A 25,647-nucleotide genomic window follows, 5' to 3' on the forward strand; every position below is an offset into this window, starting at 1 on the left:
AGCTGCTGTGATTAGCTGCGGGACTCGTCGTCATCGGCGTTGCCGCCGGGCAGGTTGAAGAAGCTGTCCGCATCCACCGGCCCGCGGCTATGACGATCCTCGTCCTCGTCGTCAGACTTGTCATCCGACAGGCTGAAGGTTTCCAGCCCGGCAATGCCCGACGGCATTTTCGGTACAGTGTCCATTTCCAGCGATTGCTGGGTCGAGACCAACTTGCGCCGCTCGTCATCGGTCATCACCCCGCCTTCGCGGGCTTTCTTGGCCGCAGCCTTCTGCACGGCGTCATCCAGTTCGGACTGACGGCACAGCCCCAAGGCCACCGGGTCGATCGGTTGGATCGCGCCGATATTCCAGTGGGTGCGTTCGCGAATGGCCTGAATCGTCGGCTTGGTGGTGCCCACCAGCTTGCTGATCTGCCCGTCGCTCAGTTCCGGGTGGAACTTGACCAACCACAGAATGGACGCCGGACGATCCTGACGCTTGCTCAATGGCGTATAACGCGGTCCGCGACGCTTTTCCTCGCCTGTCGCCGCCGGATTGAACTTTAGCTTCAAGCGGTGAATTGGGCTTTTCTCGCCGGCATCGATTTCGGACTGCTCCAACTGATTGTTGGCCACCGGATCAAAGCCTTTGACCCCGGCGGCAACATCACCATCGGCAATGCCTTGGATCTCAAGCTCGTGATAGCCACAGAAATCCGCGATTTGCTTAAAGCTCAGAGTGGTATTATCCACCAGCCAGACGGCAGTCGCCTTGGCCATGATCGGCTTACCCATCATTGTCGCATCTCCTTCTTGACGTTCGGCACCTTGCGAGCGGCGCAAATCTCCCCCGTGCCGGAAAATCGGCTGCGCCGGAGGGGTGGCGCCTATTCTCGCTGTGGGGAATAATGGATGGTATATACGCTCAGCACCCACCGGAGGAAAGAGGAAATGATCCGCGCCTTATCATTGTCCTGCCTGCTATCGCTTCTGCCCGCCGTGACACGGGCCGATGCGCCCGGCGCGTTCGACTATTATGTCCTGTCCTTGTCGTGGTCCCCGACATGGTGTGCGCTGGAAGGCGATGACCGCGACGCGCCGCAATGCGCCGCCGGGCAGCAAACCGGATGGAGCCTGCACGGTCTCTGGCCACAGTATGAATCCGGCTATCCCGATTATTGCACCGTGTCGCGCGAAACCGACCCGTCGCGGCGGCAAAGTGATGCCATGGCCGACATCATGGGGTCCGGGGGGCTGGCGTGGTATCAGTGGAAAAAGCATGGCCGCTGTTCCGGCCTGACCGGACCCAATTATTACGCCCTGTCGCGCCGCGCCTATGACAGCATCACGCGCCCCCCCCTGCTGCGCCAGCTTGACCACAGCGTCAGCTTGCCGGCCACCGTGATCGAAGACGCCTTCCTTGAGGTCAACCCGACCCTGACCGCCGACATGATCACCATCACCTGCGACAGCAATCGGATCGGAGAGGCGCGGATCTGCTTGACCAAAGATCTGACGCCCCGGGTCTGCGGCGCAGATGTCCGGCGCGACTGCGGGCTGCAAGATGCCCTTTTCGATCCGATCCGCTGACCGTGGCCCAGCTTGGAACCACATAAAAATAACCTCACGTCACAACCCAAAAAGACAGGGAACCGGCGGATTTTCGCCCACAAAACAAGGGTTTTCGGCGGAAATGATACAGAATCTGCTCACGTTTTGTTGAAGGCCTAACAATTTTATAATCCCACCCCTATCTGCGCTACACCAACGGGACTGGCGTACAATCGACCGGCCCGGGTTCCATGGATACGGAGAACAGTTATGAAGCATCTTTCCGCAGCGGCCTTCACCGCATTGATCGCAAGCCCTGTCATTTTCGCTGGATCGGCATTCGCCGGCAGCATGGCCGAGCCCGCCGTCGCACCAGCCCCCGTGCCGGTCGTCGCCGCTCCCACCTTTAGCGGTGGCAACTGGGATGGCGGTTATGCCGGTGCCCAGCTTGGCTGGGGCTGGATGGACGCTGACCCCAAAAGCGGCCAAAAAGGCTCGGGCGATGACGTCATGGGCGGTGTCCACGCCGGTTACCTGATGAGCTCGGGTCAGTTCGTTTACGGTGCTGAAGTCGATTACGACTGGGCCGACATTGAGCTGGACAACGACGTTGGCAAAGTGAACGGCATTGGCCGCATCAAAGCCATCGCCGGTTATGACATGGGTCGCACCCTTGTCTACGCAACCGCAGGTGGCGCTTACGCTGACACCGACCTGAACGGTCGCGGCAGAGACGATTGGGGCTGGGTCGCCGGTGGCGGCGTTAAGTACTTGGTCAGCGAGAACGTCGCTGTTGGTGGCGAAGTTCTGTACCAGCAGTTCGATGACATCGACGGCTCCGGCTACGACCTCGACGGCACCACGGTGTCGGCGCGCGTCAGCTACCAGTTCTAAGGTCGATCTCGACCGGTTGCGCCGCAAGGCGCAGCCACCGATCAAGTCTAAGGGGCGCGGAAATTTCCGCGCCCCTTAGACATTGGGTGAACGCGGCCCGCAGGCCACCCTTCCCCTACATTTTCAGAACAATTTTCCCGATATGGGCCGAACTTTCCATCCGGGTATGGGCCTTGGCGGCATCGGCCAGCGCAAATTCGCTGTCCATCACCGGCGCAACTGTCCCGGCGGCCAGCAAGGGCCAGACCTGATCCGCCAAGGCCGCGCCGATCCGAGCCTTGGCCTCGGTCGATTGCGGGCGCAGGGTCGATCCGGTCAGCATCAACCGCCGCATCATGATCTGGGCAAAGTTCAATTCCACCTTCGGGCTTTCCAGAAACGCGATTTGAACCAACCGGCCATCATCGCGCAATGTCTTGATGTTGCGCGGGATATAACTGCCACCGACCATATCTAGGATCAGATGCGCGCCGCCTTCGGCACGCAACACCTCCACGAAATCCTCGGTCCGGTAATTGATCGCCCGCTCGGCACCCAAGCGGGTACAGGCGGCGCATTTCTCATCCGATCCGGCGGTGGCAAACACCCGCGCCCCGAACGCCGTTGCCAGCTGGATCGCCATCGTTCCGATGCCGGACGAGCCGCCGTGCACCAGAAAGACCTCGCCTGCCGTCAGAGCGCCCCGTTGAAACACATTCGACCAGACCGTGAAGCAGGTTTCCGGCAGGCAGGCCGCCTGATCCAGCGCCATGCCGGCTGGCACCGGCAAGGCATGGGCCGCCGGTGTCGCCACATATTCCGCGTAGCCACCACCGGGCAGCAGGGCGCACACCATGTCGCCCACCGCCCAAGTGGTTACCGAATCACCCACAGCCACAACCGTGCCTGCCCCCTCCAACCCGGGCAGGTCCGATGCACCCGGCGGCGGATTATACGCCCCAGCCCGTTGCAGCGCGTCCGGCCGGTTCACCCCGGCATAGGCCAGCTTGATCACAATCTCATCCGGTCCCGGCTGTGGCACCGGACGCTCGGTCAATTGCAACATCTCTGGCCCACCCGGGGCCGAAATTTCCACCGCCCGCATGGTCTGCGGCATTGCTTGCACCACGCTCATTGGCTTGTCCTCCAACGGCCCGGCATGTCGTTTCTCGTGGTGCGGGCCGGGGCCTTGATCTTGCTCAAAGCCCAGCTTGGCCCGGCCAGAAACGGCTTGAGAACCTTGCTGTCGCGCACCTGCGCCTTCAGTTTTTCGATCTGCATGACATCGGCAATCCGACGGTCCAGAAAATCCCACGTCCGGGCCTGACCGTCACTGTCATCGCCCAGCCAATACAGCAGCGTGGATGCGTAAACCCCTGACAAGGTTGCCCGTTTTGTGTACCAATTCACATCATCCGACGTGTCGCCCAATGCCGTCCAGATCCGGCCCGCGGTGTCCCAGACCAGCTTAGCCCCCTCTGGCGCATGATTTGGCAGCGCAAACAGCGCGCTCGCGCGGCGCACCACATCCTGATCGCCCGCCGCTTCCAGCCGATACCGCACCGCCAATGCAATCCGGTCGCGGAACTTTCGCGCCGACAGATCCTCGGCCTCCAGCCGCGCCACCATCGCGTCATCGCCGCGCCGATGCGCCAATACGGCCAGATCCAGCGCCCCGCGCGGACAGACCCCACGCGCCACCACCGGGTTCACCCCGCTATCGGCCAGCGCGGCCTGAAACGCGGCCTCGGTCCAGCCATCAAAGGGCACATGCGGCACGATCGCCTGCAACAAGGCCTCTGCGGCATCGGATGGCGGAAGGGACTTTTGGTCAGCCATGGGGGCTCCGTTCAAGTTGGTTTCGCAGGTAGACAACCGACCATCGCTTTGCTATATGGCCACCTCCTGCAGAACTGAAACTCTAACAAGGAAGGTGGTGACACCACAATGCAGGTCAGTGTTCGCGATAACAATGTCGACCAGGCGCTTCGTGCGCTCAAGAAGAAATTGCAGCGCGAGGGCGTGTTCCGCGAAATGAAGCTTAAGCAACATTTCGAAAAACCGTCCGAGAAAAAAGCGCGCGAAAAGGCCGAGGCGATTCGCCGTGCGCGCAAGCTCGCGCGGAAGAAGCTTCAGCGCGAAGGTCTCGTCTGAGATCAAACTTGATAGCCTACGGCGCTTGCCGCCCTTGAAAACCCCCGTGGCCACGCCCGGGGGTTTTGTGGTTTTTCAGGCCTGCCCCGTTAGGCAGTCTGGCGCGGCATCCGCGTCAGCAGGGCATCCAGAGCATAGGCCATGATCAACGTCATCCCCACGTGACCGATAAATGACGACTGGGTGTAGGGGCCGAAATCCATCATAAAGCTGCGCCCGATAAACGGCGCCAGCAGGCCTTGGGCGATGAACCACAGGGCCACCCCCGCCACCAAACCCGTCGCCCAGACCGGCAATCCCAAGCCTCGCCGCGTCAGATAGACCACCGCGCCGAAGCCGACACTGCCGATCAGGGCATGCAGCACGAAGGCCGCGCTATGGCTCAGGCTGATCCCGGTCAGCTTCGCAGTCATGGCGATCACCAGATTGGACGGCTGCAGCGCAAAGCCGAACAGGGCGGGCGAGATCACCCACGCATAGACCTCGAACAAAACTTCTCCGGTCAGACCGGCAAGGGCGATGGACAGCAGCACCGGCGACAGGCGCATGGCGGGAGGATGGAGCATAAAACGGGGTCCTTTCAGGTGAAACCGCAACCCATCAGCGTCTAGGTCACGGCGCCCGCCGACAGAAGCATCCCCGCGAACACGTCTGATCGTATTGCCGTGACCGGCGCGTGACCCCGTTGCGCCCGCCTCCGCTCAGGCCCGTCGCCGCGCCCGCATCAACAGCAGATGCACCGCGATCCCGGCGCCAAAACAGGCCGCGGCAAAGCCGATCAGCCCGCCATAACCGAACGCCTCAATCGCCAAAAGCACCACCGGCGTGCCCAGCGTATTGCCCAGATTGCCGGTCTGCGCCATGGCGCCATTGCCCAGCGCCCGCGCCTCGGCCGACGGGTTCAACTGCGGCACGGCGGCAAAGCTTGCCCCCTGCACCAGCCCCAGCGCCCCCATCAACGCCACGCAGGGCCATAGCACCCCCGGCCAGATCGCCATCGCGATCACCGCCGCCAAGGCCAGACCAAAGCCCAAGACCACGACATGGATCGGCGGCACCATCCGCATCAGGGCAACCCCCACCGTCATTGAGATCGCGATGCTGGCCAGCGGCAGGGTGCCCGCGGCCAAGGATTGGATTTCGGCGGCAAAAAAGCCCGGCAACACGGTCAGCAGTGACACAAAAGCCAGCGTGTAAAACAACCAGCCGATAGCCGGGGCCGCCACAAAGGGCGACCGGTACACCTGCACATGCCGCGCCAGCACCGTGGCCAGCCGCAAGGGCTGCCGATCGGCGGTGCGGCTGCGGCGCGGCAACCGCCCCGACAGCAGGGCCGCAATCACCAGCATATACAGGCCATGCGCCGCAAACACCGCCCCCGGACCATAAGCCCGCGCCAGCGGCACCCCCAACACGGCCACCGCCGCAAAGGACACCGCAAAAAATGTGCTCCATAGGGTCATCGCTGCCGGACGATGGCGCAGGGCCGTGACCTCCGCGATCAAGGTCGGGGCGGCCACGATGATGGCCAGATGCGACAGCCCTTCCACCACCCGGCTGACCAGCATCACCGGCAGCGGCAGCATCAGCGACTGAAGCAGCGACATCGCCGCCCCCAGCATCAGCCCGCCCAATAGCATCCGGCGATAACCGATCTGCACCGCGATCAGTCCCGCAACCAGCCCCAGACCGACCCCAAGCAGGCTCAGCGCCGAGACCACAAAGCCCAAGCTTGCCCCGGACCCGGGATAGGCCGCCTGCACCATCGGAAAAATCACCGAGATTTTGGCGAACTGTCCCGACGCCCCCAGCCCAGCCATCCACAAGACCACGACCAGCCCGAATGCGGTCGCCCCGTCAGATCGGGTGCCACCCGCCACGCCGCGCTCCACGGTCATTTCCTTTGTCTCAGACTGTTCCTGCCCTTACAGCGGCCGCGAGGTCAGGGCGTCGCGAATCTCGATCAGCAGGTCTTTCTCGGTCGGACCGGGAACTTCGACCGGCTTCGCCTCATCCTTGCCCATCGCCGCCTCTTTCAGCCGGTTCACGCCCTTAACCAGCAAGAACACCACCCACGCTACGATCAGAAAATTGATCACCGCCATGATGAAATTGCCATAAGCAAAGGTTGCCGCGCCTTCGCCCTCACCCAACCGAACGCCCAGTCCGGAAAAGTCGACGCCGCCGGTGAACAGCCCGATGATCGGGTTGATCATGTCCTCAACCAGCGATCCGACCACCGTCGTGAACGCCGCCCCGACGATAATCCCCACCGCCATATCCATGACATTGCCGCGTGCGATGAAGTTCTTAAATTCGTTCAGCATGAATGCAGTCCTTTGTTCAGTTTAGGGCAAGCGCACAGCGCGCGGCGGAATTCGCAATTGCCGTCGTCCTTAGCACCTCGGGCCAATCTTTCCATCCCGCCACGTTGCGGTCAATTTGCTTGGTGCCCGGCCCAGAAAAATTGTGCCCGGCGCGGCGATTGCAGCCGCGCGGCCCTCACAGCGCCCGTTGGGTTTATCCCTGAAAACGGCGGATGTAAGCCCGACGAAAATCCGACGTAAGTCCGACAAAAGTCCGACACTGGTTTTTGACCTAAAATCAGGTTGTTAACCATCGATTCGCCCAGCCAGCGTACGCCCCGTTCTTTGGCCGCGGAATGGTCTTGACTTGGCGTCTGAATCCGCCACGGTGCCCGCATGACACAGACCCCTTCTGGCGACTTGCTCGCCCGCCTCATCGCGCAAGAAACGCAGCTGCGCTTTCCCGACTTCACCGAGGCCGACGCTTGGCAAATCGGCGTCGCCCTGACCTCTGCGGCGCAGGCCGCCTCGGCGCCGGTGGTGATCAACATTCGCACCCCCGACCGGGTGCTGTTTCACGCCGCCCTGCCCGGAGCCAGCCCCGACAATGACCATTGGGCGCGACGCAAGTCCAACACCGTGTTAAGGCTGCACAAATCGTCGATGCAAGTGGGCGAATCCCTGCGCCGGAAAGGCGGCAGCCTTGGACCCGAGCGCGGCATCGATCCGATGGATTTTGCCGATCACGGCGGCAGTTTTCCCATCCGGCTGACCGGCGGGTTGATGGTGGGGGCAATCACGGTCTCCGGCCTGACCTCGGCCGAGGATCACGATCTGATCGTGACCACTTTGACCCAGCATCTTGGACTGGCCCCCACCGCCTAATCCAATCGGCGCACCCCCGGGGTTGCGTCCATCACAGCGATCAGGACCTCGGCAAACGCCGCCGCAGATCGGGACGGGGCCTGTTCGGCATGGCCCAACAGATGCAGATCGAACGGGATCGCCGGCTCGAACGGCACCACAACCAACTGCTCTTTCGGAAAGGCGCGCGGCGTGAACGGATCCACGATCGCGGCCCCAATCCCCTGTGAAACAAGGGCGCAAGCCGAATAAGACGGCTGACTTTCTACCGCAATGGTTTGGGCTGCGCCTGCGGTGGCGAAACGTTCTGCGACATAGCCTGCGGTCACGGTCTGATGCGACAGCGCGACCATCGGCACCCCCACCAGGTCAGTCGGACCAAGGGCGTCGCGTCCCGCCAAAGCATGTGCCGTTGGTAGGGCAACAACGCAATCGGTCCGCCACGAGGCCAGCCGCCGCACATCATGCCGCCCGGGCATGGACTGGGCCAGTCCGATATCCGCCTGCCCCGCCGCCACCATATCCAACACCCGCGGCGAGTTATGCACGTTGTGGGTGACCCGCATCCGATTGAACGTGGTCAGGAATTGCGACAACGCTTGGGGAAGGATCTGGAAACTGACCATCGGCAGGGTCGCAATACTCAACGCCCCATGATGCATGTCCCGCATTTCTTCGGCAAATTGCGACAGGCGCGCCATGCCATAATACATCCGCTCCACCTCGGACGCGAAGGCGCGCGCTTCCGGGGTCGGAAACACCTTACCTGCCCGCCGCTCGAAAAGATCGAAACCCAGATCGGCCTCAAGATCCCTGATCAACCGGCTGATAGCCGGTTGAGAGACTGACAACGACCGGGCAGCGGCAGTGACCGACCCAAGCCGAATCACCTGTCGGAACGCGTTAATCTGTCGTTCATTCACGGCCACAATCCCTTGAGAAACCTGATGTCATAAATCTTATGCATGAAGTCGGTATCTTTTTGTATTTGATTTTATCCCCGAGCAAAGGCCTAATCGAAAGATGGGCCAGTTGATCACGGAGATAAACGGATGATTTTGACACGTCGCGCAACACTAGCACTTTCGCTTGCAACAACTTTATTTGGCACATCAGCGGCTCTGGCGGCTGATTACAACTTGCGCATTCATACGCTTGTCAAATCCCCGCATCCCTATAACGACATGGCCGAATTCATGAAAACCGAACTTGAAGCCCGAAGCGGCGACAAGATCGCGGTCAAGATTTTCGACTCTGGTCAGTTGGGTCAGGATCCCGCCGTGATCGGCGAAGTTGGTCTCGGCACCATCGACATGATGATCTCCACCGTCAGCAACGCCGCCGGAGAAGTGCCAGAGCTGGCCATCTTTACCATGCCTTATCTTTTTTCCGGTATGGATGAAGCCTTGGCCACCGTCGAACCCGGCACTCCGGTTCAAGCTTACTTCGAACAGATCTTTGCGGATCGTGGCACCGGACTGAAACTGTTGGCGCTTGGCGTCTCGGGCACTCGAAACTTGTCCACCACCGACAAAGCCGTGACCGAACCTTCGGACCTCGAAGGGATGCGGATGCGCACCACCCAATCGCCAATGGATGCCGAAACTTGGGCCGCGTTGGGCATGCTTCCGGTCTCGGTCGCGTGGGGCGAATTGTATGCCGCCATGCAAACCGGGGTCGCCGACGCCATGGAAAGCTCGTTGCCCGGCTATACCGGCTCGAAACTGTACGAAGTTGCGCCGATGCTCTCATTGACCGAGCACATTGTGCAGATCAACCACATCTCGATCTCACAACGCACCTGGAACAAGCTGCCCGATGACTTCCAAGCCATCGTCATGCAAACCGCGATCGACGCCAATACTTACGGCGCAGAAAAGTCCAAAGAATACGACATGGACTTGGTCGAAACGTTGAAAACCGATCACGGCGTCACGGTGTCGATTCCAAACAAAGACGCCTTTATTGCGAAACTTGAACCGATCCAGACCGACTTGGCGACGCGTCTTGACCTGATTAACGAGTACAATTTGCTGAAAGGCAAATAATGTCCCGTTCTCCGGCCCACCCCAAGCCTCCCACCCGGGTCGGAGAACACCCCTGAACCAAGGCGAAACCGATGTTGGAACTGGTGTCCCGCCGGGTCATGAGGGCGTCCGAAGTCCTGACCGGCGTTATGTTCTTCGGAATGATCGTATCCGTTGCAATGCAAGTCATTGCGCGCAACGTCCTGTCCCTGCCCATGCTCTGGACCAGCGATGTGGCGCAACTTTTGTTTTCGTGGCTGATCTTCATCGGGGCCGCAATCGGGCTTCGCAAAGGCGCCCATTATTTCGTCGACATCCTGCCCAAGGGCAATGGGTGGTTTGACGCTGGGGTGGTGTGGTTCGGCATTGCTATGGGGGCAATCGTGTCCAGCATTTTGGTCGTGAACGGTTGGGATTTAGCGATGCTGCGCGCACCCGGACAGGTCCAGTCCCTTGGAATTTCGCGATTTTGGCTATACGTCCCGATCCCGATCAGTGGCGCGATGATGATGTTGTTCCTGATTGAGATCGCCGCAAATCAGATAAAAGGAAGCCTGCGTTGAACCCCCTCGTCCTTCTTTTGGGATCGTTCTTCGTCCTGATTGCCCTGCGTGTAAATATCGGCTTTTCGTTGATCCTGTCGTCGGTTCTGGTCATGTTGGTCGAAGACCTGCCGATGACCTCGGTCGTCAACCAGATGTATGCGGGGATCGACAGCTTCACCCTGTTGGCCGTGCCGTTTTTCATGCTGTTGGGGCGCATCCTGAACGCGGGGTCCATTACGACACGCCTGCTGTCGGTGGCCGATGCGACCGTCGGTCATGTGCGCGGCGGATTGGGCCATGTGAACGTCTTCGTATCGATGATCTTCGCCAGCCTGTCGGGCTCGGCAGCGGCTGATACCGCCAGTGTCGGGTCCATTCTGATCCCGGCCATGAAAAAAGCCGGTTATGATCCGGCGTTCTCAGTGGCGCTGACCGCGGCGTCCAGCACCTTGGGCGTGATCATTCCGCCCTCGATTATTCTGATTGTCTATGGCGCATTCGGCAATGTCAGCATCGGCGCGCTGTTTCTGGGCGGGGTCGTGCCCGGCCTGTTGGTTGGCCTGTTCATGATGGGCTACACCTATGTGCAGGCCCTGCGTTATGACTATCCGGCCAATCCGTTCCCCGGCTTCTGCGGCATGGGCAAGGCGCTGGTTCGCGGCGCAGCGCCCCTGATGATCCCCGTCCTAGTGTTGGGCGGGATCGTGGGCGGCGCGTTCACCCCCACCGAGGGCGGCATCATCGCGGTACTTTGGGCGCTATTCCTAACGCTCGTGGTCTATCGGGACATCCCCCTACGGATGGTGCCGCGCCTGCTGTCTGATGCCGTGGTCGATTTCGCCATCCCAATGTTCACCGTCGCGTCCGCAGGCATCTTCGGCTGGATGATCGCCTATCTTGGCGCGTCCGAGATCGTGGTCAGCTTCATCTTGCGGATCACCGACAACCCCTTTGGCATCATCCTGCTGCTGATTGGCTTCCTGCTGCTGGTCGGCATGGTGCTGAACCCAATTTCGGCCACCCTGATCTTCCTGCCGATCATTCAGGGCTTGGGCGACACCGCTGGGATCAACCCGGTTCATATGGGCGTGCTCAGCACGGTCATCCTGTCAGTGGGGCTGATCACCCCACCCTATGGTATCTGCCTGCTGATCGCGGCCCGGATCGGAGATGTTCCGTTGGGCCGGGCAATGTGGGCGGCAGCGCCGATCTGCCTGCTGACAATTTCGGTTGCGGTGCTGTCTATCTGGTTCCCGGGGATCGTCCTCGGATTGCCAAAGCTTCTTGTTCCACAATTATTCTGAGGGAGAATTCCAATGACTCATCTGAAACCGAAAGGGTCCTTCGTCGCCCTCGTCACGCCCATGAATGCCGATGGCAGCATTGATTTCGAAGGCTTTCGCACCCTGCTGAACTGGCATGCTGAAAACGGCACCGAAGCGGTTCTGATCATGGGGTCGACCGGCGAAGTGTCCATGCTGTCCCCAGACGAGCGGCGCGCCATCATCTCGGCCACCACCAAAATGAAGCCCGGCAACATGCAGATGTATTACGGCTGCACCGGCAATAACACCGAGACCACCATCGATTACGTGCGCTATGCCAAGGCTGAAGGCGCCGACGGCGCGATCATTGCCGCCCCGGCCTATATCTGCGCCGACAATACCGCGACCACCGATTTCGCGTTTGAAGTGCTGGACAGCGCCGATCTGGCCATGGGGTTTTACAACAACCCACCCCGGGTCAAAACCGACCTACATTGGGACGACCTGCTGCGTCTGGCCAAGCATGACAACATGGTCGTGCTGAAGGAAAGCACCACCCGGGTCGGTCAGGTCGCCCAAGTTTGCGCGGCCAAGCCTGATATGTCGATCATGTGCTGCTGCTCGCCCAACCTTGGGCTGGTCGTTCCCACCATGGCGCTTGGCGGCCACGGCACGGCCAACATGACCGGAAACATCATTCCACGTGAAATGGCCGTGATCTCAAAGCCTTGGGAAACCGGTGAGGACGCATTTGCCTGCCGGGCGGCTTGGCTCGACAATCTCGACATGCTGCATTTCGCCTATGCCGCCGTAAACCCGGTGTCGATCAAGACCCTGATGCGGGCCGTGGGCCTGCCATCTGGTCCGCTGCGCAAACCGTTGCAGCCAGCGCGGCCTGACGTTCTTGCCAAAGGGCTGGACGCGTTCCTCAAGCTGGGCCTTGAAGATCGCTACAACCTGCGCGTGAACCTGTCGGCTATCGCCGCAGAATAAGCAGATGACAACGCGCCCCATCAGCCTGTGCCATTGGGGCGCGTTCGAAGCCGAGATCGCCGATGGTCGGCTCATCGCCGCGCGCCCCCTACCCGGCAGCGGCGCCGACGCGCAGATGATCGGTGATTGGCCTGATTTGGTCTATTCCAGCACCCGCATCCGGCAACCCCATATCCGCAAGTCCTTTTTGCAACGGGGTCATTCCTGCGGCGGCGCGGGACGCGGCACCGACGATATGATCCCAGTGGATTGGGACACGGCGCTGGATCTGGCCGCGTCGGAATTGTCTAGGGTCCACCAAAACCACGGGCCATCGGCGGTCTTTGGCGGCTCTTACGGCTGGTCCAGCGCCGGGCGTTTCCATCATGCCCGAAGCCAATTGCAGCGGTTTCTGGCAGCGGCAGGCGGCTTTACCAACGTGACCGGAAACTACAGTTGGGGCGCGGCGCAAATGCTGTTGCCGCATGTACTGGGGTCGGACAGCGCGGTATCGCATGCGGCCACAGACTGGCAAACCATCGCCAGCGACAGCGATGTGGTCGTCGCCTTCGGCGGATTGAATGCGAAGAACTGGCGTGTCACATCTGGCGGTGCAGGTGCGCATCGTCTGCCCGATGCCGTCGCCCGCGCTGCCGCACGTGGCGTCCGCTTCGTCGCGGTCTCGCCGCAAGCGCAGGATCTGCCGCCCGGCGTGGATGCCACCCTGATTCAGCCCCGCCCGGGCAGCGACACCGCGATCTTGCTGGCGCTGGCCCATGAAGCGCTGATCAGCGGTCGCGCCGATCTGGCCTTTCTGGACCGCTACACCACCGGATCTGATGCGTTTTGCGGGTATTTGCGCGGCGACGGGGATGGTCAGGCCAAGACCCTCGACTGGGCCGCCGGACTTGCCGATGTGCCGGTTGCCACATTGCGCGCCCTCTGGACCGCGATCGCCACAGGCCGGGTGATGTTGACCGCTAGCTGGTCGCTGCAACGGGCCCATCACGGCGAACAACCCTATTGGGCCCTGATCGCGCTGGCGGCGATGTTGGGTCAAATCGGATTGCCAGGGGGCGGCTTCTGCTTTGGCTACGGCTCTATGAATGGGGTGGGTGCGACGGGGCGGCGGGGCTTTGTGCCAGCGCTGCCTCCGGTTGCCAATCCCGTGCAATCGCCGATCCCCGTCGCCTGCTTTGCCGACGCCATCGCCCATCCGGGCAAAAAGATCGCCTTCAACGGCAGACACGTGACTTATCCGGATATCCGGCTGATCTGGTGGGCTGGCGGCAATCCGTTCCACCACGGTCAAGATCTCAATGCCTTGCAAGCGGCATGGCAGCGACCGGAAACCATCATCGTCAACGAACCGTGGTGGACCCCGACCGCCCAACGGGCCGATATCGTTTTTCCGTCCACGACGACAGTGGAACGGACCGACATCGGCGGCACCTCCCGCGATTTGTTCGTCTTTCCCATGCACCGGCTGATTGACCCTGTGGGCCAATCCCGCGACGACTTCGCAACCTTCGTCGCAATCGCGGATCGTTTGGGATGCCGGGCCGCTTTCGACGAGGGGCGCGACGATCTGAGTTGGCTCCGGCACCTGTGGGGGCGAAGCGAAGCCCATGGCCTGTCAGAGGGCCTGAAAATGCCCAATTTCGACACCTTCTGGAACGGCGGACCATGGGCCGTACCGCCCTTGGAGGCGCCCGAAGTGTTGCTGCAAGAGTTCCGCAGCGCACCCGAAACACACCCTCTGGGCACCCCATCAGGCAAGATCGAACTCTGGTCAGAAACCGTGGCCGGGTTCGGCTATGACGACTGCCCACCGCAGCCAACTTGGCTAGAGCCGGCTGAATGGCTTGGCCGTGCCGCCCCAGATGAGCTTCATCTCGTGACCAATCAACCGGCGCGGCAACTGCACAGCCAACTCTATCAAAGCGGCGGGGCGAAAGCGCCGCAAGCCATTCAGCTTCACCCCGCTGACGCCGGGGATCGGGGTCTGGCCAACGGCGATATAGTGCGGGTATTCAACGCCCGGGGCGCGTGTCGCGCCACGGTCCAACTTGATGACGGCCTGCGTCGCGGCGTTGCCATCATGGCGACGGGGGCTTGGTTCGATCCAGACCCTGACGGAGACGAACGAAACGGCAACCCGAACGTGCTGACCGCACAGCGCCAGACCTCGCGGCTGGCGCAGGGCTGTGCTGCCCTGAGTACGCTTGTGCGGGTCACTCGGGCCGCCCCTTTATAAGAAAATTAACGAGGAGACGACAATGGAACTGGGACTTTCAGGCAAACGGGCGTTGCTAACCGGTGCAAGCAAGGGCATGGGGCGCGCCTGTGCGACGGCCTTGGCCCGCGAAGGTGTAGACATCACCATCGTTGCCCGGACAGACGCCACGCTTCAGGCTACCGCCGAAGACATCCGCCGCGAAACCGGTGCGACAGTGACGGCCGTCGCCGCGGACATCACCACCGAAGCCGGACGTGAGGCTGCTCTGGCCGCCTGCCCGGCCCCAGACATCCTGCTGAACAACGCCAGCGGCGCCGCCCCCGGGGACTTCCGTGATTGGGACCGGGATGTCTGGATCGCAGCGATCGAACTGATGATGCTGCCGCCGATCATGATGATTCGCGCCACCATGGACGGGATGATTGATCGCGGCTACGGACGAATCATCAACATCGCCTCGCGCAGTGTCAAAATCGCCCAACCGGAATTGGGCCTGTCCAACGGCGCGCGCTCTGGTCTGGTGGGTTTTGTCGCCGGGATCGCCCGGCAGGGCATGGCCCACAATGTCACCGTCAATAACCTGTTGCCCGGCATCTTTGACAGCGATGGCCAGCGCGAACATATCGCGGGGATGATCGACAGCATGGGGAAATCCTTTGACGAGGTCTGGGACGCACGGGCCAAAGGCAATCCGGCGCAACGCTATGGCCGTCCAGAAGAAATCGGCGCCTATTTCGCCTTTTTGTGCAGCGCCCATGCCGGGTTTATCACCGGACAAAACCTGCTGATTGACGGCGGCAGCTATCCGGGCACTTACTGATCCGGGATAGGATCGCGCCAACCGGGAATCGCAGAGGGGCTGTCCAGCAACTGTGAAGGACCCGGCGCATGATCGGACAGCAGCCTGTGCAATTGGGATTGATCGGCGACAACATCGCCGAGTCGCTAGCGCCGCGCCTGCATGAACGGGCGGGCGCTTTGCTCAACTTAGAGGTCTGCTATCACCGGTTGGTTCCGTCCAACTTGGACTTGTCTTTCGAGGCCGTCTTTGATCAGGCCAAAACCCGCGGCTATCGCGGGCTCAACATCACCTATCCTTACAAGGAACGGGTGGTGTCGCTGCTTAAGATTGCCGATCCCCGCGTCGCAAGATTGGGTGCAGTCAACACGGTCATTTTCGGCCCACACGGCCCCGAAGGCTACAACACGGATTGGTCAGGCTTTATTGCCGGGTATCGCAACACCCTGCGGGACCAACCCGCCGGTAACGTGGCCGTGATCGGGGCGGGTGGCGTTGGTCGGGCAATCGCCTTTGCCCTGCTGGACCTTGGTGTCAGCGGGCTACGGATTGTCGATCGTGACCCGTCCAAAGCGCAGGATCTGGCTGCGCGGGTGCGACTTGCAGCCCCCGGCCTTGCCGTGTCGGCCCCCAGTGATCTGGCAACGGCCTGCGCCGGGGTCCAAGGCGTGGTGAACTGCACTCCCGTCGGCATGGTCGGCCTGCCGGGAACGCCGGTGCCGCGCCACATGATCGCCGGAGCAATCTGGGCCTTTGACGCCGTCTATACCCCACCCGACACGCAGTTCTTGCAAGATGCAGCAGCCGAAGGTCTGCACATCTACAGCGGGGCAGATCTGTTCTTCTATCAAGGATTGCACGCCATTTCGCATTTTCACGGACGGGATATTGACGAAGCGCTTCTGCGGGATGCCCTCGCGACCTGACAGCAGAAATATCTGAACGCGGGTTCCGTCAGGAAACCACCACATCCGCAACACATCTGATCTTGATCATGATATCATTGAGGGAAGTGGTGAGCCGGCCGGGGCTCGAACCCGGGACCTACTGATTAAAAGTCAGTTGCTCTACCAACTGAGCTACCGGCTCTCACCATGGCAACGCATACGCTGCCTATCGAGAAGTCTGGTCAGCGCCGCGTCTTAGCAGCGTTCTGTGCCGTCCCTCTACAGAGCGCCCGTCTACAAACACGGGACGGGGGGGTCAAGAGGGGAATGGGAAGTTTTTTGCGAAAGACTGGATTCCCTTTGCTGAGAGGTTTATAGGCCGCGCCATGAGTTTGAAAAAGTCTCCCCCCTTACTGCCCTTCGTAAAGATGCACGGATTGGGCAATGATTTTGTCATCGTGGAAACACGAGGCGCCCCTGCGCGCGTCACCCCGGCACTGGCCCGCGCCTTAGGCGATCGCCGTCGCGGCGTAGGGTTCGATCAGCTTGCAGAGATTCGCGACAGTGACACGGCCGATCTGGCGCTGGATTTCTGGAACGGGGACGGCACCATCGCGGGGGCATGCGGCAACGCCACCCGCTGTGTCGCGGCGCGGATCATGGACCGCACCGGCCAAACGGACATACGCATTGAAACCCAGCGCGGCCTGCTACGGGCGACGCGGGGCGACAACGGGTCGGTCAGCGTCAATATGGGGCATCCGCAACTGACGTGGAACGACGTGCCCTTGCTGTGCCCAATGGATCTGGACGCCCTGCCCCTTCCCGGCGCCCCATCCGCCGTTGGGATGGGCAATCCCCATTGCATCACCTTTGTCGACGATATCACCGCGGTGGATTTGGAGCGCCAAGGCCCACCGCTGGAAGTCGATCCGTTATTCCCGGAAAAAACCAATGTCGAATTCGTGCAGCAGCTTCCCGATGGCAGCCTGCGGGTTCGGGTCTGGGAACGCGGCGCTGGAATCACCTTGGCCTGCGGGTCAGGTGCTTGTGCGGTCGCTGTCGCGGCGCATCGGCGCGGGCTGTGCGGCAAGCAGGTCACGATCCGCCTCGATGGCGGCGATTTGGCGATTGATTGGCGCGACGACGGAGTCTGGATGACCGGCGCCACCGCGCATGTGTTTGACGGACAGCTTGATCTCGCCGTGCTGGAGGCCCAGTGATGGAGCGTCGTCCGCCCGTATTCACCACCCATGGGTGCCGCCTGAACACCTATGAGACCGAGGCCATGAAGGACCTCGCCGGTCAGGCTGGGTTTGGCGATGCCGTGATCGTCAATACCTGCGCCGTCACCGCCGAGGCCGTCCGCAAAGCGCGTCAAGACATCCGACGCCTGCGCCGGGACAATCCTGATGCGAAGCTGATCGTCACTGGCTGCGCCGCTCAGACCGACCCCGACAGCTTCGCTGCCATGACTGAGGTCGATCTGGTCATCGGCAACACCGAAAAGATGCAAGCCAGCACTTGGACCCGCCTTGCCGGCGCGGACTGGATCGCGGGGTCTGAAAAGGTGCAGGTCGACGACATTATGTCCGTGACCGAAACCGCCGGGCACCTGATCGATGGGTTCGGCACCCGCAGTCGTGCCTATGTGCAGGTTCAGAACGGCTGCGATCACCGCTGCACCTTTTGCATTATCCCATTCGGGCGCGGCAATTCCCGCTCAGTCCCGGCTGGTGTTGTCGTCGACCAGATCAAGCGCCTGACCGATCGCGGCTACCGCGAAATCGTACTGACCGGCGTCGATCTGACCAGTTGGGGCGCCGACCTGCCAGGCACACCGCGCTTGGGAAATTTGGTGCGCCGCATCCTGACCCTCGTGCCGGATCTGCCCAGACTTCGGATCAGCTCAATCGACTCAATTGAAGTTGACCCCGATTTGATGGAGGCCATCGCCACTGAGCCCCGCTTGATGCCGCACCTGCATCTCAGCCTGCAAGCGGGTGACGATATGATTCTCAAACGGATGAAACGTCGCCACCTGCGCGATGACGCGATTCGCTTTTGCCAAGAGGCACGGCAATTGCGCCCAGATATGACGTTTGGCGCCGACCTGATTGCAGGCTTCCCCACCGAAACCGAAGCCATGTTCGACAATTCCCTGCGGCTGGTCGAAGAATGCGATCTGACGTGGCTGCACGTGTTCCCCTATTCGCCACGCCCCGGCACACCGGCGGCCCGGATGCCTGCGGTTCCGGGGCCTGACATCAAATCGCGCGCCGCACGCCTGCGGGCCCTTGGCAGTGACGCTGTGTCCAAACATCTGACCGCACAAGTTGGCCAGACCCACAACGTGTTGATGGAAAGCCCAACCATGGGCCGCACCCCCCAATTTGCCGAAGTGCAATTTTTCAACCCGCAACCAGAAGGCCAAATTGTGTCGGCGGTGATGTCTGGTGCGGGCGACGGCCACCTACTCTGCGCATGAGTCTCGCCGCCCTGTGGCGCTTGCGGGTTCGCCGCAAGCGCCACAGGGCGTGCTTTTCGGCCGACCTTTCGCCGTCACGTCGAAGAACATTTCACGACGAACAGTGATCAGCGCAGGGTCCGCTGACTTTGTCGTTGCAAGAGCGGATGAGGCTGTCATCTTGTCGTTCGTCCTGATCGAGAAGGTTTTCCATGAGATTGTTTCACAGCCCGACCTCCCCCTATGCCCGGAAGGTCATGATTGCCCTCCACGAAACGGGTCAACTGGCCGACGTAAACATTGTTTCCGCCAGCGGCACGCCGTTGGACAGTTCCAACATGCCCGTGGACCTTGCCCCATTGGGAAAGCTGCCGGTTCTTGCCTTAGAGGATGGCGCGGCTTTATATGACAGCCGCGTGATCTGCCAATACTTAGCCAAGCGCGTGCCTTCGACCCTATACCCAGACGCGCCACGCTTGTGGGACACGCTGACCATCGAAGCCACAGCAGACGGCATCATGGATGCAGCCATCGCCATTGTGTATGAAACCCGGCTTCGCCCAGAAAATCAGGTAAACAAGGACCTCATTAACGGCCAGTGGGATAAGATCGCGCGGTCGATCAAGGTGCTGGAAAGCCGGTGGTTGCCGAACCTGTCCTCCACGCCGGATATGGGGCATTTCGCAGTGGCCGTCGCACTCGACTACGTCGATTTTCGCCTCACCGACCGCGACTGGCGTACATCCAGCCCTGCGCTTGCGAATTGGCTTACCGACATCGCCCATCGGCCATCGCTGCAGGCAACGCTACCGACCGGCTGATCATCCAGAACCCGTGCGTCAGAAGTTAAAACTGACGCCGAGATTGAGGGCGTTGGTGACGATATTGGTTTCCAAGTTGCCACCGCCCTCCAGATCAACGTCGTTGCGGGAATACGTCCCCTTATATTCCCCGAACATCGACCACGTCTCAGTCAGCGGGTATTTCACACCGGCGACCCATTGCACTGCCGGACCACCATATTGGTAATTGAAGGTGTCTTCCCCGGTCGATTCGAATTCGACGTGTGGGATTGAGATTCCGACCCCGCCGCCGATATAGGGCGTCCAACGCCGATCTTCGGACGGAAACCGCCGAAACGCATTGACCGTCAGAATGTTCAGGCCGTCGGTAAATTCCAACGTTTCAAGATCGTTGTCTTTCAGGGTGTCCTTGTCCGCGTAGACCTTGGCATGGTTGAACTCTAAGCCGAATCCGACCGTCGCAGACCGCCACCATGTCCCCCGAATCCCGTAATACGGCGGCATAGACAGGGATTTACCTTCCCAGCCTGCGGTAAAATCGAAATCACCGATGCCAGAGGGATCATTGCCTTTGACCACACTGTGCGGGGATGTCTGAACACCGGTATAGACGCTGAGTTCAAATTCAGCCAATGCCGGACCCGCCGCCAAGACAGACAGCACCGCGGCCAGTTTCCAAACCCGTGACATTTTTTGCATACCCATGATCTTGCGGCCCGTAATTTTCAATTCCGCCAAAGCCAAACTACCACTATCAAGACGTGGCAAACAGAGGCTTTACATTTCCGTTCTTCATTTTGCATTGTGGTCCGCAGGGTGCAATCCCCGCGCGGCAGATTGTGATCGCGCCGTAGCCCATATGGCATAGGGTGCGACCATACGACTGTGATGCGCCGGAATGTCCGCTGGACGCACTACCTTGCCATGTTTAGGAAGTTTGAAGGTATGGCCGCTGGTTTAGCGGCAACAACAGGCGTCACCAGCACTTGCTGACGAAAAGAATGGAGAAGCTTCCGTGTCACACGCAGACGATCACGAAGGGACCCGCAGGGATTTCCTCTTTTATGCGACGGCTGGCGCCGGTGCTGTCACGGCGGGTGCTGCGGTCTGGCCTTTGATCAACCAGATGAACCCAAGTGCCGACGTTCAGGCGCTGTCCTCGATCATGGTGGATGTTTCCTCGGTTGAGCCGGGCACGCAGATCACCATCAAGTGGCTGGGCAAGCCGGTTTTCGTGCGTCGCCGGACGCCCGAAGAAATTGAGGCCGCCCGCGCTGTCGAAATGAGCGAGCTGATCGATCCGATCGACCGGAACGAAAACAAGCCCGACCTGCCGGCCACCGATGAAAACCGCGCCCTCAGCGAAGATGGCGAATGGCTGGTGATGATGGGTGTGTGTACCCACCTCGGATGTGTGCCGATTGGCAATGAAGCGGGCGATTTTGGTGGCTGGTTCTGTCCTTGCCACGGCTCGCACTACGATACCGCTGGCCGGATCCGCAAAGGCCCCGCCCCGCAGAACCTTCACATCCCGGTCTCGGCATTTGTCGACGACACCACCATCAAGCTCGGCTAAGGGAGATACCGCAGATGTCCGGAATTCCGCACGACCACTACAAGCCGACCACTGGCGGTGAGAAATGGCTGCATTCGCGGCTGCCCGTTATTGGGCTTCTCTATGACACCCTGATGATCCCGACCCCCAAGAACCTAAATTGGATGTGGATCTGGGGCATTATCCTGACATTCTGTCTGGCGCTTCAGATCGCCACCGGAATCGTCTTGGCGATGCACTACACCCCAAGCGCGACCGCAGCCTTTGCCTCGGTCGAGCATATCATGCGCGACGTAAACGGCGGCTACATGCTGCGGTATCTGCACGCAAACGGCGCATCCTTGTTTTTTGTTGCCGTTTACCTGCACATTTTCCGTGGTCTCTATTACGGATCGTACAAGGCACCCCGCGAAGTCACATGGATCATCGGGATGCTGATCTTCCTGTTGATGATGGGCACCGGCTTTATGGGCTACGTTCTGCCTTGGGGACAAATGTCGTTCTGGGGCGCCACCGTCATCACCGGCCTGTTTGGTGCGATCCCGCTGATCGGCGAAAGCATTCAGACGTGGCTGCTGGGCGGACCCGCAGTGGACAACGCGACGTTGAACCGCTTCTTCTCGCTGCACTATCTGCTGCCCTTCGTGATCGCAGGCCTTGTGATCGTCCATATCTGGGCGTTCCACACCACCGGCAACAACAACCCGACCGGGGTTGAAGTGCGCCGCACGTCCAAAGCCGATGCCGAGAAAGACACGCTGCCGTTCTGGCCGTACTTCGTACTGAAAGACCTGTTCGCGCTGGCCGTGATCTTGGTGGTTTTCTTTGCCATCGTTGGCTTCATGCCGAACTATCTTGGCCACCCGGACAACTATATCGAGGCGAACGCACTTTCGACACCGGCGCATATCGTGCCCGAATGGTACTTCCTGCCGTTCTACGCCATTCTGCGGGCGTTCGACTCGGAAGTTTGGGTCGTACAGATCGCCAGCTTCCTGTCGTTTGGCATCATCGACGCGAAGTTCTTCGGTGTTGTGGCCATGTTCGGCGCGATCGCGGTCATGGCTCTGGCCCCGTGGCTGGACACGTCCTCGGTCCGTTCGGGCCGCTATCGTCCGATGTTCAAGTGGTGGTTCGCCCTGCTTTGCGTGGACTTCATCGTCCTGATGTGGGGCGGCGCGATGCCGGCTGAAGGGATTTATCCGTACATTTCGCTGATCGGCTCCGCCTATTGGTTCGGCTACTTCCTGGTGATCCTGCCGCTGCTCGGCGTCATCGAGAAACCGCTGGCAACGCCCAACACCATCGAAGAAGATTTCGAGGCCCATTATGGCAAACCCGACGGAACCGCTGCTGCGGGCTCTGCGGCCAAGCCGGCCGAGTGAGAAAGGACAAGTGACAGTCATGGTCAAGAGACTCACCCTCGTCGCGGCGGCAGCGGCCCTCGGTCTGGCAGCAAGCGCTGCCACGGCAGCGGAAGAAGCGCATCACCTGCACGACTACAGCTTCTCGTTCGAGGGTCCGTTCGGAACCTACGATCAGATGCAGTTGCAGCGCGGGCTTCAAGTGTACACAGAAGTCTGCTCGGCCTGCCACGGGTTGAAATTCGTGCCATTGCGGACGCTGGCTGATCCGGGCGGGCCGGAACTGCCCGAGGATCAGGTGCGCGCCTATTCCGAGCAGTGGGAAACGTTCGATACGGAAATCGATGATTTCCGCGTCGCGACGCCGACCGATCACTTCCCACACTCGTCGTTGTCGAACGCGCCAGACCTCAGCCTGATGGCCAAGTCGCGCGCTGCGTTTCATGGCCCCTACGGAACGGGTATGAGCCAGTTGTTCAACGGCATCGGTGGTCCAGAATACATCACCAACATCCTCACCAGCTATACCGGTGAGGAAAAGGAAGAGGCCGGATCGATCCTATACGGCAACTCGGCTTTCCCGGGTGGCTGGATCGCCATGGCACCGCCGCTGATGGGCGATGACATCGAATTTGCCGACGGTGCGTCCTCCGCGCTTGTCGACGAGTCGCAGGATGTTGCAGCCTTCCTGATGTGGGCGGCAGAGCCAAAGATGATGGCGCGGAAACAAGTGGGCCTTCAAGCGGTGTTGTTCCTGACCGTGTTGTCGGTGCTGCTGTATCTGACCAACAAGCGCATCTGGGCACCGATCAAAAAGAAAAAGGCGCAAGCCGCCGAATAATCTAGCGGCGCAACCGCAGAGCCTTTAGCCAAACAAGAACGCGCCCCCGGATCACCGGGGGCGCGTTCTTCATGTCAGTACTTTCGAAATTCGGTCACGTTCAGCTCAGTCCGACGAACGATAGAATGACGAGCACGACCACAACCAAGCCGACGATATAGATAATATTATTCACAGCATGCGTCCTTTCTTTTCCCTCAATCGAGAAAAGAACGCCGACCGAAGGCGAACGGTTCCCTGCTTGTCCCTTGCTCGACTCGGGCCGTCTGGGATTCCGGACAGCCCGAGGATCGCCTCAAGGTTTTGCCGCGATCCCCTCTTGAGCCCGCGTGCCCTGCCGCCTAAACCTCTCACAAAGGAGCGCGCCCCATGTCCCTCAACAGTTTCGGCCACTTGTTTCGTGTTACCACCTGGGGCGAAAGCCATGGGCCCGCGCTTGGTGCGACCATTGATGGCTGCCCGCCGGGCATCCCGGTCACCGCCGAGGCGATCCAAGTCTGGATGGACAAGCGCAAACCCGGCCAGAACAAATTCACCACCCAACGGCAAGAGGCCGATGCGGTGGAAATCATGTCAGGCGTGTTTGAAGGGCTTAGCACGGGCACGCCTATCCAACTGATGATCCGCAACACCGATCAACGGTCCAAGGATTACGGCGACATCGCCGAAAAATTCCGCCCCGGCCACGCTGACATTACCTATTGGCAGAAATACGGCATCCGCGATTACCGCGGCGGCGGGCGATCCTCAGCCCGAGAAACCGCAGCACGCGTTGCCGCCGGTGGGGTGGCCCGCGCCGCCCTTGCCGAATTGGTCCCAGCACTGAGCATCACCGGCTACATGGTCCAGATGGGACCGCACAGCATTGACCGCAGCCGGTTCGACTGGGACCAGATCGCCGCCAACCCGTTTTGGACGCCCGATGCCACCGCCGCCACAGAGTGGGCCGGTTACCTTGATGGGCTGCGGAAGTCCGGGGAATCGGTTGGGGCAATCATCGAAGTGACGGCACGCGGCGTACCGGTCGGTCTGGGCGCGCCGGTCTATGGCAAGCTCGATACCGAGTTGGCGGCAGCAATGATGAGCATCAATGCCGTCAAAGGCGTCGAGATCGGCGATGGCATGACCGCCGCGACCCTGACCGGCACAGAAAACGCCGACGAGATCACCATGGGGCCGGATGGACCTGTGTTCAGTTCGAACCATGCCGGCGGCATTCTGGGCGGAATTTCCTCTGGTCAGGATGTCGTGCTGCGCTTTGCCGTCAAACCGACCTCGTCGATCCTCAGCCCGCGCCGGACGATCACCAAATCAGGCGAGGAGACGACCTTGATCACCAAAGGGCGGCACGATCCCTGCGTCGGCATACGTGCGGTGCCTGTGGCCGAGGCCATGATGGCCTGCGTCCTGCTCGACCATGTCCTGCTTCATCGCGGGCAAGTTGGCGACGGCCCACGCGGTCAGATTGGCCAAATGCGGCAGCGCGCGTGACGCGCGCTGCGCCTGCTGCATGGTTTAGGCAGTGCCGGGGGCTAAGCCCGCTTCAGCAGTGGTCAGGAGCCCTTGCTCGACCAATTTTCGGGCCCAGCCTTCAGGCCCCTCGAACAGATGGGTGGCCCAGCCACGGCCCTCGGCCACCCGGATGTTGTCCATTCGGTCATCGGTGAACAGCAATCCGGCGGGCTTGATGCCCGTATCCAGTTCCACAATCTCGTAAATTTCAGGATCGGGTTTGATCACCCCCATATGGCCGGACACATAGCGCCGATCAAACTCGCCCAGAAAATCATACTTGGTTTCGGCGTACTCAAAACTTTCGATGCCAAAATTCGACAGGGCAAACACCGGCACGCCCTTTGCCTTAAGCGCCCGCAGCAATTCGATCGAGCCCGGAATCGCAGGGCTGGCCATCTCAATCCAATTGTCGTGCCACATCCGAATTTCGGCCGCGAAATCCGGATATTCTTCGGCGGTGGCATAGACCGTGGTCTGGAAATTTTCGCCGCGATCCACCAGATCGTTCATCGCATGCAAGTCCACCGCTGCGAACATTGCCTCGCGGCGGTCGCGACCGATGGCAGCGTCATAGAACCGCTCTGGCTGCCACTCGATCAGGACATTGCCGATGTCGAAAATTACTGCCTCGATACTCAT

Annotated in this window: 27 protein-coding genes and 1 tRNA gene; 18 read left to right on the forward strand and 10 right to left on the reverse strand. The window is 60.8% G+C overall.

The genetic code is table 11. The annotated features are described in order from the left end of the window. Positions 1 to 11: 11 nt before the first annotated feature. A complete protein-coding gene (locus tag BV911_RS02100; protein WP_086052026.1) occupies positions 12 to 776 on the reverse strand; it encodes a DUF1013 domain-containing protein in 765 nt (254 codons plus the stop codon). A 156-nt stretch (positions 777 to 932) separates the two neighbouring features. Between BV911_RS02100 and BV911_RS02105 the strand changes: the two genes are divergently transcribed. Together BV911_RS02105 and BV911_RS02110 are read left to right on the forward strand one after the other, a co-directional pair. Continuing rightward, entirely contained in the window at positions 933 to 1,571 is a 639-nt protein-coding gene (locus BV911_RS02105; protein ID WP_086051909.1) for a ribonuclease T2, read from the forward strand. A gap of 231 nt (positions 1,572 to 1,802) precedes the next feature. Further along, positions 1,803 to 2,426: an outer membrane protein gene (locus BV911_RS02110; protein ID WP_086051910.1), complete on the forward strand. Its 624-nt coding sequence runs from the start codon at positions 1,803 to 1,805 to the stop codon at positions 2,424 to 2,426. Between the two features lie 115 nt (positions 2,427 to 2,541). Here the strand turns inward: BV911_RS02110 and BV911_RS02115 are convergent, their stop codons facing one another. Beyond that, positions 2,542 to 3,522: an NAD(P)H-quinone oxidoreductase gene (locus BV911_RS02115; RefSeq protein WP_086052027.1), complete on the reverse strand. Its 981-nt coding sequence runs from the start codon at positions 3,520 to 3,522 to the stop codon at positions 2,542 to 2,544. A 14-nt stretch (positions 3,523 to 3,536) separates the two neighbouring features. Further along, positions 3,537 to 4,244, reverse strand: a complete 708-nt coding sequence (locus BV911_RS02120; protein WP_086051911.1) for a COQ9 family protein — start codon at positions 4,242 to 4,244, stop codon at positions 3,537 to 3,539. A gap of 108 nt (positions 4,245 to 4,352) precedes the next feature. Between BV911_RS02120 and rpsU the strand changes: the two genes are divergently transcribed. Continuing rightward, a complete protein-coding gene (rpsU, locus tag BV911_RS02125; protein WP_086051912.1) occupies positions 4,353 to 4,559 on the forward strand; it encodes a 30S ribosomal protein S21 in 207 nt (68 codons plus the stop codon). A gap of 89 nt (positions 4,560 to 4,648) precedes the next feature. Here the strand turns inward: rpsU and BV911_RS02130 are convergent, their stop codons facing one another. The 3 genes from BV911_RS02130 to mscL form a co-directional block, all read right to left on the reverse strand. Then, positions 4,649 to 5,125 carry a hypothetical protein gene (locus tag BV911_RS02130; protein ID WP_240512106.1) on the reverse strand — a complete coding sequence of 159 codons (477 nt, stop codon included), beginning with the start codon at positions 5,123 to 5,125 and terminating at the stop codon, positions 4,649 to 4,651. Positions 5,126 to 5,260: 135 nt separating this feature from the next. Next, positions 5,261 to 6,457 (reverse strand): MFS transporter, encoded by a 1,197-nt coding sequence (locus BV911_RS02135; RefSeq protein ID WP_086051914.1) that lies wholly within the window; start codon positions 6,455 to 6,457, stop codon positions 5,261 to 5,263. A gap of 27 nt (positions 6,458 to 6,484) precedes the next feature. Beyond that, complete coding sequence (gene mscL / locus BV911_RS02140; RefSeq protein WP_086051915.1) at positions 6,485 to 6,886, reverse strand: large-conductance mechanosensitive channel protein MscL; 402 nt, start codon at positions 6,884 to 6,886, stop codon at positions 6,485 to 6,487. A 375-nt stretch (positions 6,887 to 7,261) separates the two neighbouring features. On the opposite strand from mscL, the gene BV911_RS02145 reads away from it, so the two are divergent. Further along, entirely contained in the window at positions 7,262 to 7,750 is a 489-nt protein-coding gene (locus BV911_RS02145) for a heme-degrading domain-containing protein (RefSeq protein ID WP_086051916.1), read from the forward strand. Here the strand turns inward: BV911_RS02145 and BV911_RS02150 are convergent. Then, the gene (locus BV911_RS02150; protein WP_139840014.1) at positions 7,747 to 8,652 is read right to left on the reverse strand and encodes a LysR substrate-binding domain-containing protein; all 906 of its coding nucleotides are present in this window, start codon (positions 8,650 to 8,652) and stop codon (positions 7,747 to 7,749) included. The two genes, BV911_RS02145 and BV911_RS02150, sit on opposite strands and share 4 nt — an antisense overlap. 129 nt (positions 8,653 to 8,781) lie before the next feature. Between BV911_RS02150 and BV911_RS02155 the strand changes: the two genes are divergently transcribed. The 7 genes from BV911_RS02155 (at position 8,782) to BV911_RS02185 (ending at position 16,502) form a co-directional block, all read left to right on the forward strand. Beyond that, complete coding sequence (locus tag BV911_RS02155; RefSeq protein WP_086051918.1) at positions 8,782 to 9,777, forward strand: TRAP transporter substrate-binding protein; 996 nt, start codon at positions 8,782 to 8,784, stop codon at positions 9,775 to 9,777. Positions 9,778 to 9,848: 71 nt separating this feature from the next. Continuing rightward, positions 9,849 to 10,319 carry a TRAP transporter small permease gene (locus BV911_RS02160; RefSeq protein ID WP_086051919.1) on the forward strand — a complete coding sequence of 157 codons (471 nt, stop codon included), beginning with the start codon at positions 9,849 to 9,851 and terminating at the stop codon, positions 10,317 to 10,319. Beyond that, entirely contained in the window at positions 10,316 to 11,605 is a 1,290-nt protein-coding gene (locus BV911_RS02165) for a TRAP transporter large permease (protein WP_086051920.1), read from the forward strand. Before BV911_RS02160 ends, BV911_RS02165 begins: the two co-directional genes overlap by 4 nt. Positions 11,606 to 11,617: 12 nt before the next feature. Continuing rightward, the gene (locus BV911_RS02170) at positions 11,618 to 12,559 is read left to right on the forward strand and encodes a dihydrodipicolinate synthase family protein (RefSeq protein ID WP_086051921.1); all 942 of its coding nucleotides are present in this window, start codon (positions 11,618 to 11,620) and stop codon (positions 12,557 to 12,559) included. Positions 12,560 to 12,563: 4 nt separating this feature from the next. Next, positions 12,564 to 14,795: a molybdopterin-dependent oxidoreductase gene (locus tag BV911_RS02175; RefSeq protein WP_086051922.1), complete on the forward strand. Its 2,232-nt coding sequence runs from the start codon at positions 12,564 to 12,566 to the stop codon at positions 14,793 to 14,795. Positions 14,796 to 14,817: 22 nt separating this feature from the next. Continuing rightward, positions 14,818 to 15,597: an SDR family oxidoreductase gene (locus tag BV911_RS02180; RefSeq protein WP_086051923.1), complete on the forward strand. Its 780-nt coding sequence runs from the start codon at positions 14,818 to 14,820 to the stop codon at positions 15,595 to 15,597. Between the two features lie 68 nt (positions 15,598 to 15,665). Further along, positions 15,666 to 16,502: a shikimate dehydrogenase gene (locus tag BV911_RS02185; protein WP_086051924.1), complete on the forward strand. Its 837-nt coding sequence runs from the start codon at positions 15,666 to 15,668 to the stop codon at positions 16,500 to 16,502. Between the two features lie 87 nt (positions 16,503 to 16,589). On the opposite strand, the gene BV911_RS02190 is transcribed toward BV911_RS02185, so the two are convergent. Beyond that, positions 16,590 to 16,665: transfer RNA gene (locus BV911_RS02190), tRNA-Lys, on the reverse strand. Between the two features lie 184 nt (positions 16,666 to 16,849). Here BV911_RS02190 and dapF point away from each other — a divergent pair. From dapF to BV911_RS02205, 3 genes are all read left to right on the forward strand, one after another. Next, complete coding sequence (dapF, locus tag BV911_RS02195; protein ID WP_086051925.1) at positions 16,850 to 17,686, forward strand: diaminopimelate epimerase; 837 nt, start codon at positions 16,850 to 16,852, stop codon at positions 17,684 to 17,686. Next, positions 17,686 to 18,951 carry a tRNA (N(6)-L-threonylcarbamoyladenosine(37)-C(2))-methylthiotransferase MtaB gene (mtaB, locus tag BV911_RS02200; RefSeq protein ID WP_086051926.1) on the forward strand — a complete coding sequence of 422 codons (1,266 nt, stop codon included), beginning with the start codon at positions 17,686 to 17,688 and terminating at the stop codon, positions 18,949 to 18,951. The genes dapF and mtaB overlap by 1 nt, the downstream gene beginning before the upstream one ends. Positions 18,952 to 19,142: 191 nt before the next feature. Then, on the forward strand, positions 19,143 to 19,751 hold the full coding sequence (locus BV911_RS02205; protein ID WP_086051927.1) for a glutathione S-transferase: 609 nt from the start codon (positions 19,143 to 19,145) through the stop codon (positions 19,749 to 19,751). Between the two features lie 18 nt (positions 19,752 to 19,769). Here the strand turns inward: BV911_RS02205 and BV911_RS02210 are convergent, their stop codons facing one another. After that, positions 19,770 to 20,423 carry an outer membrane beta-barrel protein gene (locus tag BV911_RS02210; protein ID WP_086052028.1) on the reverse strand — a complete coding sequence of 218 codons (654 nt, stop codon included), beginning with the start codon at positions 20,421 to 20,423 and terminating at the stop codon, positions 19,770 to 19,772. Positions 20,424 to 20,748: 325 nt separating this feature from the next. Between BV911_RS02210 and petA the strand changes: the two genes are divergently transcribed. From petA to aroC, 4 genes are all read left to right on the forward strand, one after another. After that, positions 20,749 to 21,309 carry a ubiquinol-cytochrome c reductase iron-sulfur subunit gene (petA, locus tag BV911_RS02215; RefSeq protein ID WP_086051928.1) on the forward strand — a complete coding sequence of 187 codons (561 nt, stop codon included), beginning with the start codon at positions 20,749 to 20,751 and terminating at the stop codon, positions 21,307 to 21,309. A 14-nt stretch (positions 21,310 to 21,323) separates the two neighbouring features. Then, positions 21,324 to 22,673 carry a cytochrome b gene (petB, locus tag BV911_RS02220; protein ID WP_086051929.1) on the forward strand — a complete coding sequence of 450 codons (1,350 nt, stop codon included), beginning with the start codon at positions 21,324 to 21,326 and terminating at the stop codon, positions 22,671 to 22,673. Between the two features lie 19 nt (positions 22,674 to 22,692). Then, positions 22,693 to 23,493: a cytochrome c1 gene (locus BV911_RS02225; protein WP_086051930.1), complete on the forward strand. Its 801-nt coding sequence runs from the start codon at positions 22,693 to 22,695 to the stop codon at positions 23,491 to 23,493. Between the two features lie 369 nt (positions 23,494 to 23,862). Further along, entirely contained in the window at positions 23,863 to 24,984 is a 1,122-nt protein-coding gene (aroC, locus tag BV911_RS02230; protein WP_086051931.1) for a chorismate synthase, read from the forward strand. A gap of 24 nt (positions 24,985 to 25,008) precedes the next feature. On the opposite strand, the gene BV911_RS02235 is transcribed toward aroC, so the two are convergent. Beyond that, positions 25,009 to 25,647 carry an HAD family phosphatase gene (locus tag BV911_RS02235; RefSeq protein ID WP_086051932.1) on the reverse strand — a complete coding sequence of 213 codons (639 nt, stop codon included), beginning with the start codon at positions 25,645 to 25,647 and terminating at the stop codon, positions 25,009 to 25,011.

Source organism: Pseudoruegeria sp. SK021 (assembly GCF_002119405.1).
Taxonomy (GTDB): Bacteria; Pseudomonadota; Alphaproteobacteria; order Rhodobacterales; family Rhodobacteraceae; genus Meridianimarinicoccus.

Coding starts and splice junctions, on each gene's coding strand:
- BV911_RS02110 (WP_086051910.1), top strand. CDS start 1,803: ATGAAGCATCTTTCCGCAGCGGCCTTCACCGCATTGATCGCAAGCCCT.
- BV911_RS02105 (WP_086051909.1), top strand. CDS start 933: ATGATCCGCGCCTTATCATTGTCCTGCCTGCTATCGCTTCTGCCCGCC.
- BV911_RS02170 (WP_086051921.1), top strand. CDS start 11,618: ATGACTCATCTGAAACCGAAAGGGTCCTTCGTCGCCCTCGTCACGCCC.
- BV911_RS02115 (WP_086052027.1), bottom strand. CDS start 3,522: ATGCCGCAGACCATGCGGGCGGTGGAAATTTCGGCCCCGGGTGGGCCA.
- BV911_RS02180 (WP_086051923.1), top strand. CDS start 14,818: ATGGAACTGGGACTTTCAGGCAAACGGGCGTTGCTAACCGGTGCAAGC.
- mscL (WP_086051915.1), bottom strand. CDS start 6,886: ATGCTGAACGAATTTAAGAACTTCATCGCACGCGGCAATGTCATGGAT.
- BV911_RS02175 (WP_086051922.1), top strand. CDS start 12,564: ATGACAACGCGCCCCATCAGCCTGTGCCATTGGGGCGCGTTCGAAGCC.
- rpsU (WP_086051912.1), top strand. CDS start 4,353: ATGCAGGTCAGTGTTCGCGATAACAATGTCGACCAGGCGCTTCGTGCG.
- BV911_RS02130 (WP_240512106.1), bottom strand. CDS start 5,125: ATGCTCCATCCTCCCGCCATGCGCCTGTCGCCGGTGCTGCTGTCCATC.
- BV911_RS02225 (WP_086051930.1), top strand. CDS start 22,693: ATGGTCAAGAGACTCACCCTCGTCGCGGCGGCAGCGGCCCTCGGTCTG.
- BV911_RS02135 (WP_086051914.1), bottom strand. CDS start 6,457: ATGACCGTGGAGCGCGGCGTGGCGGGTGGCACCCGATCTGACGGGGCG.
- BV911_RS02120 (WP_086051911.1), bottom strand. CDS start 4,244: ATGGCTGACCAAAAGTCCCTTCCGCCATCCGATGCCGCAGAGGCCTTG.
- dapF (WP_086051925.1), top strand. CDS start 16,850: ATGAGTTTGAAAAAGTCTCCCCCCTTACTGCCCTTCGTAAAGATGCAC.
- aroC (WP_086051931.1), top strand. CDS start 23,863: ATGTCCCTCAACAGTTTCGGCCACTTGTTTCGTGTTACCACCTGGGGC.
- BV911_RS02210 (WP_086052028.1), bottom strand. CDS start 20,423: ATGTCACGGGTTTGGAAACTGGCCGCGGTGCTGTCTGTCTTGGCGGCG.
- BV911_RS02235 (WP_086051932.1), bottom strand. CDS start 25,647: ATGAGTATCGAGGCAGTAATTTTCGACATCGGCAATGTCCTGATCGAG.
- BV911_RS02185 (WP_086051924.1), top strand. CDS start 15,666: ATGATCGGACAGCAGCCTGTGCAATTGGGATTGATCGGCGACAACATC.
- BV911_RS02160 (WP_086051919.1), top strand. CDS start 9,849: ATGTTGGAACTGGTGTCCCGCCGGGTCATGAGGGCGTCCGAAGTCCTG.
- petB (WP_086051929.1), top strand. CDS start 21,324: ATGTCCGGAATTCCGCACGACCACTACAAGCCGACCACTGGCGGTGAG.
- BV911_RS02100 (WP_086052026.1), bottom strand. CDS start 776: ATGGGTAAGCCGATCATGGCCAAGGCGACTGCCGTCTGGCTGGTGGAT.
- BV911_RS02155 (WP_086051918.1), top strand. CDS start 8,782: ATGATTTTGACACGTCGCGCAACACTAGCACTTTCGCTTGCAACAACT.
- mtaB (WP_086051926.1), top strand. CDS start 17,686: ATGGAGCGTCGTCCGCCCGTATTCACCACCCATGGGTGCCGCCTGAAC.
- BV911_RS02145 (WP_086051916.1), top strand. CDS start 7,262: ATGACACAGACCCCTTCTGGCGACTTGCTCGCCCGCCTCATCGCGCAA.
- BV911_RS02205 (WP_086051927.1), top strand. CDS start 19,143: ATGAGATTGTTTCACAGCCCGACCTCCCCCTATGCCCGGAAGGTCATG.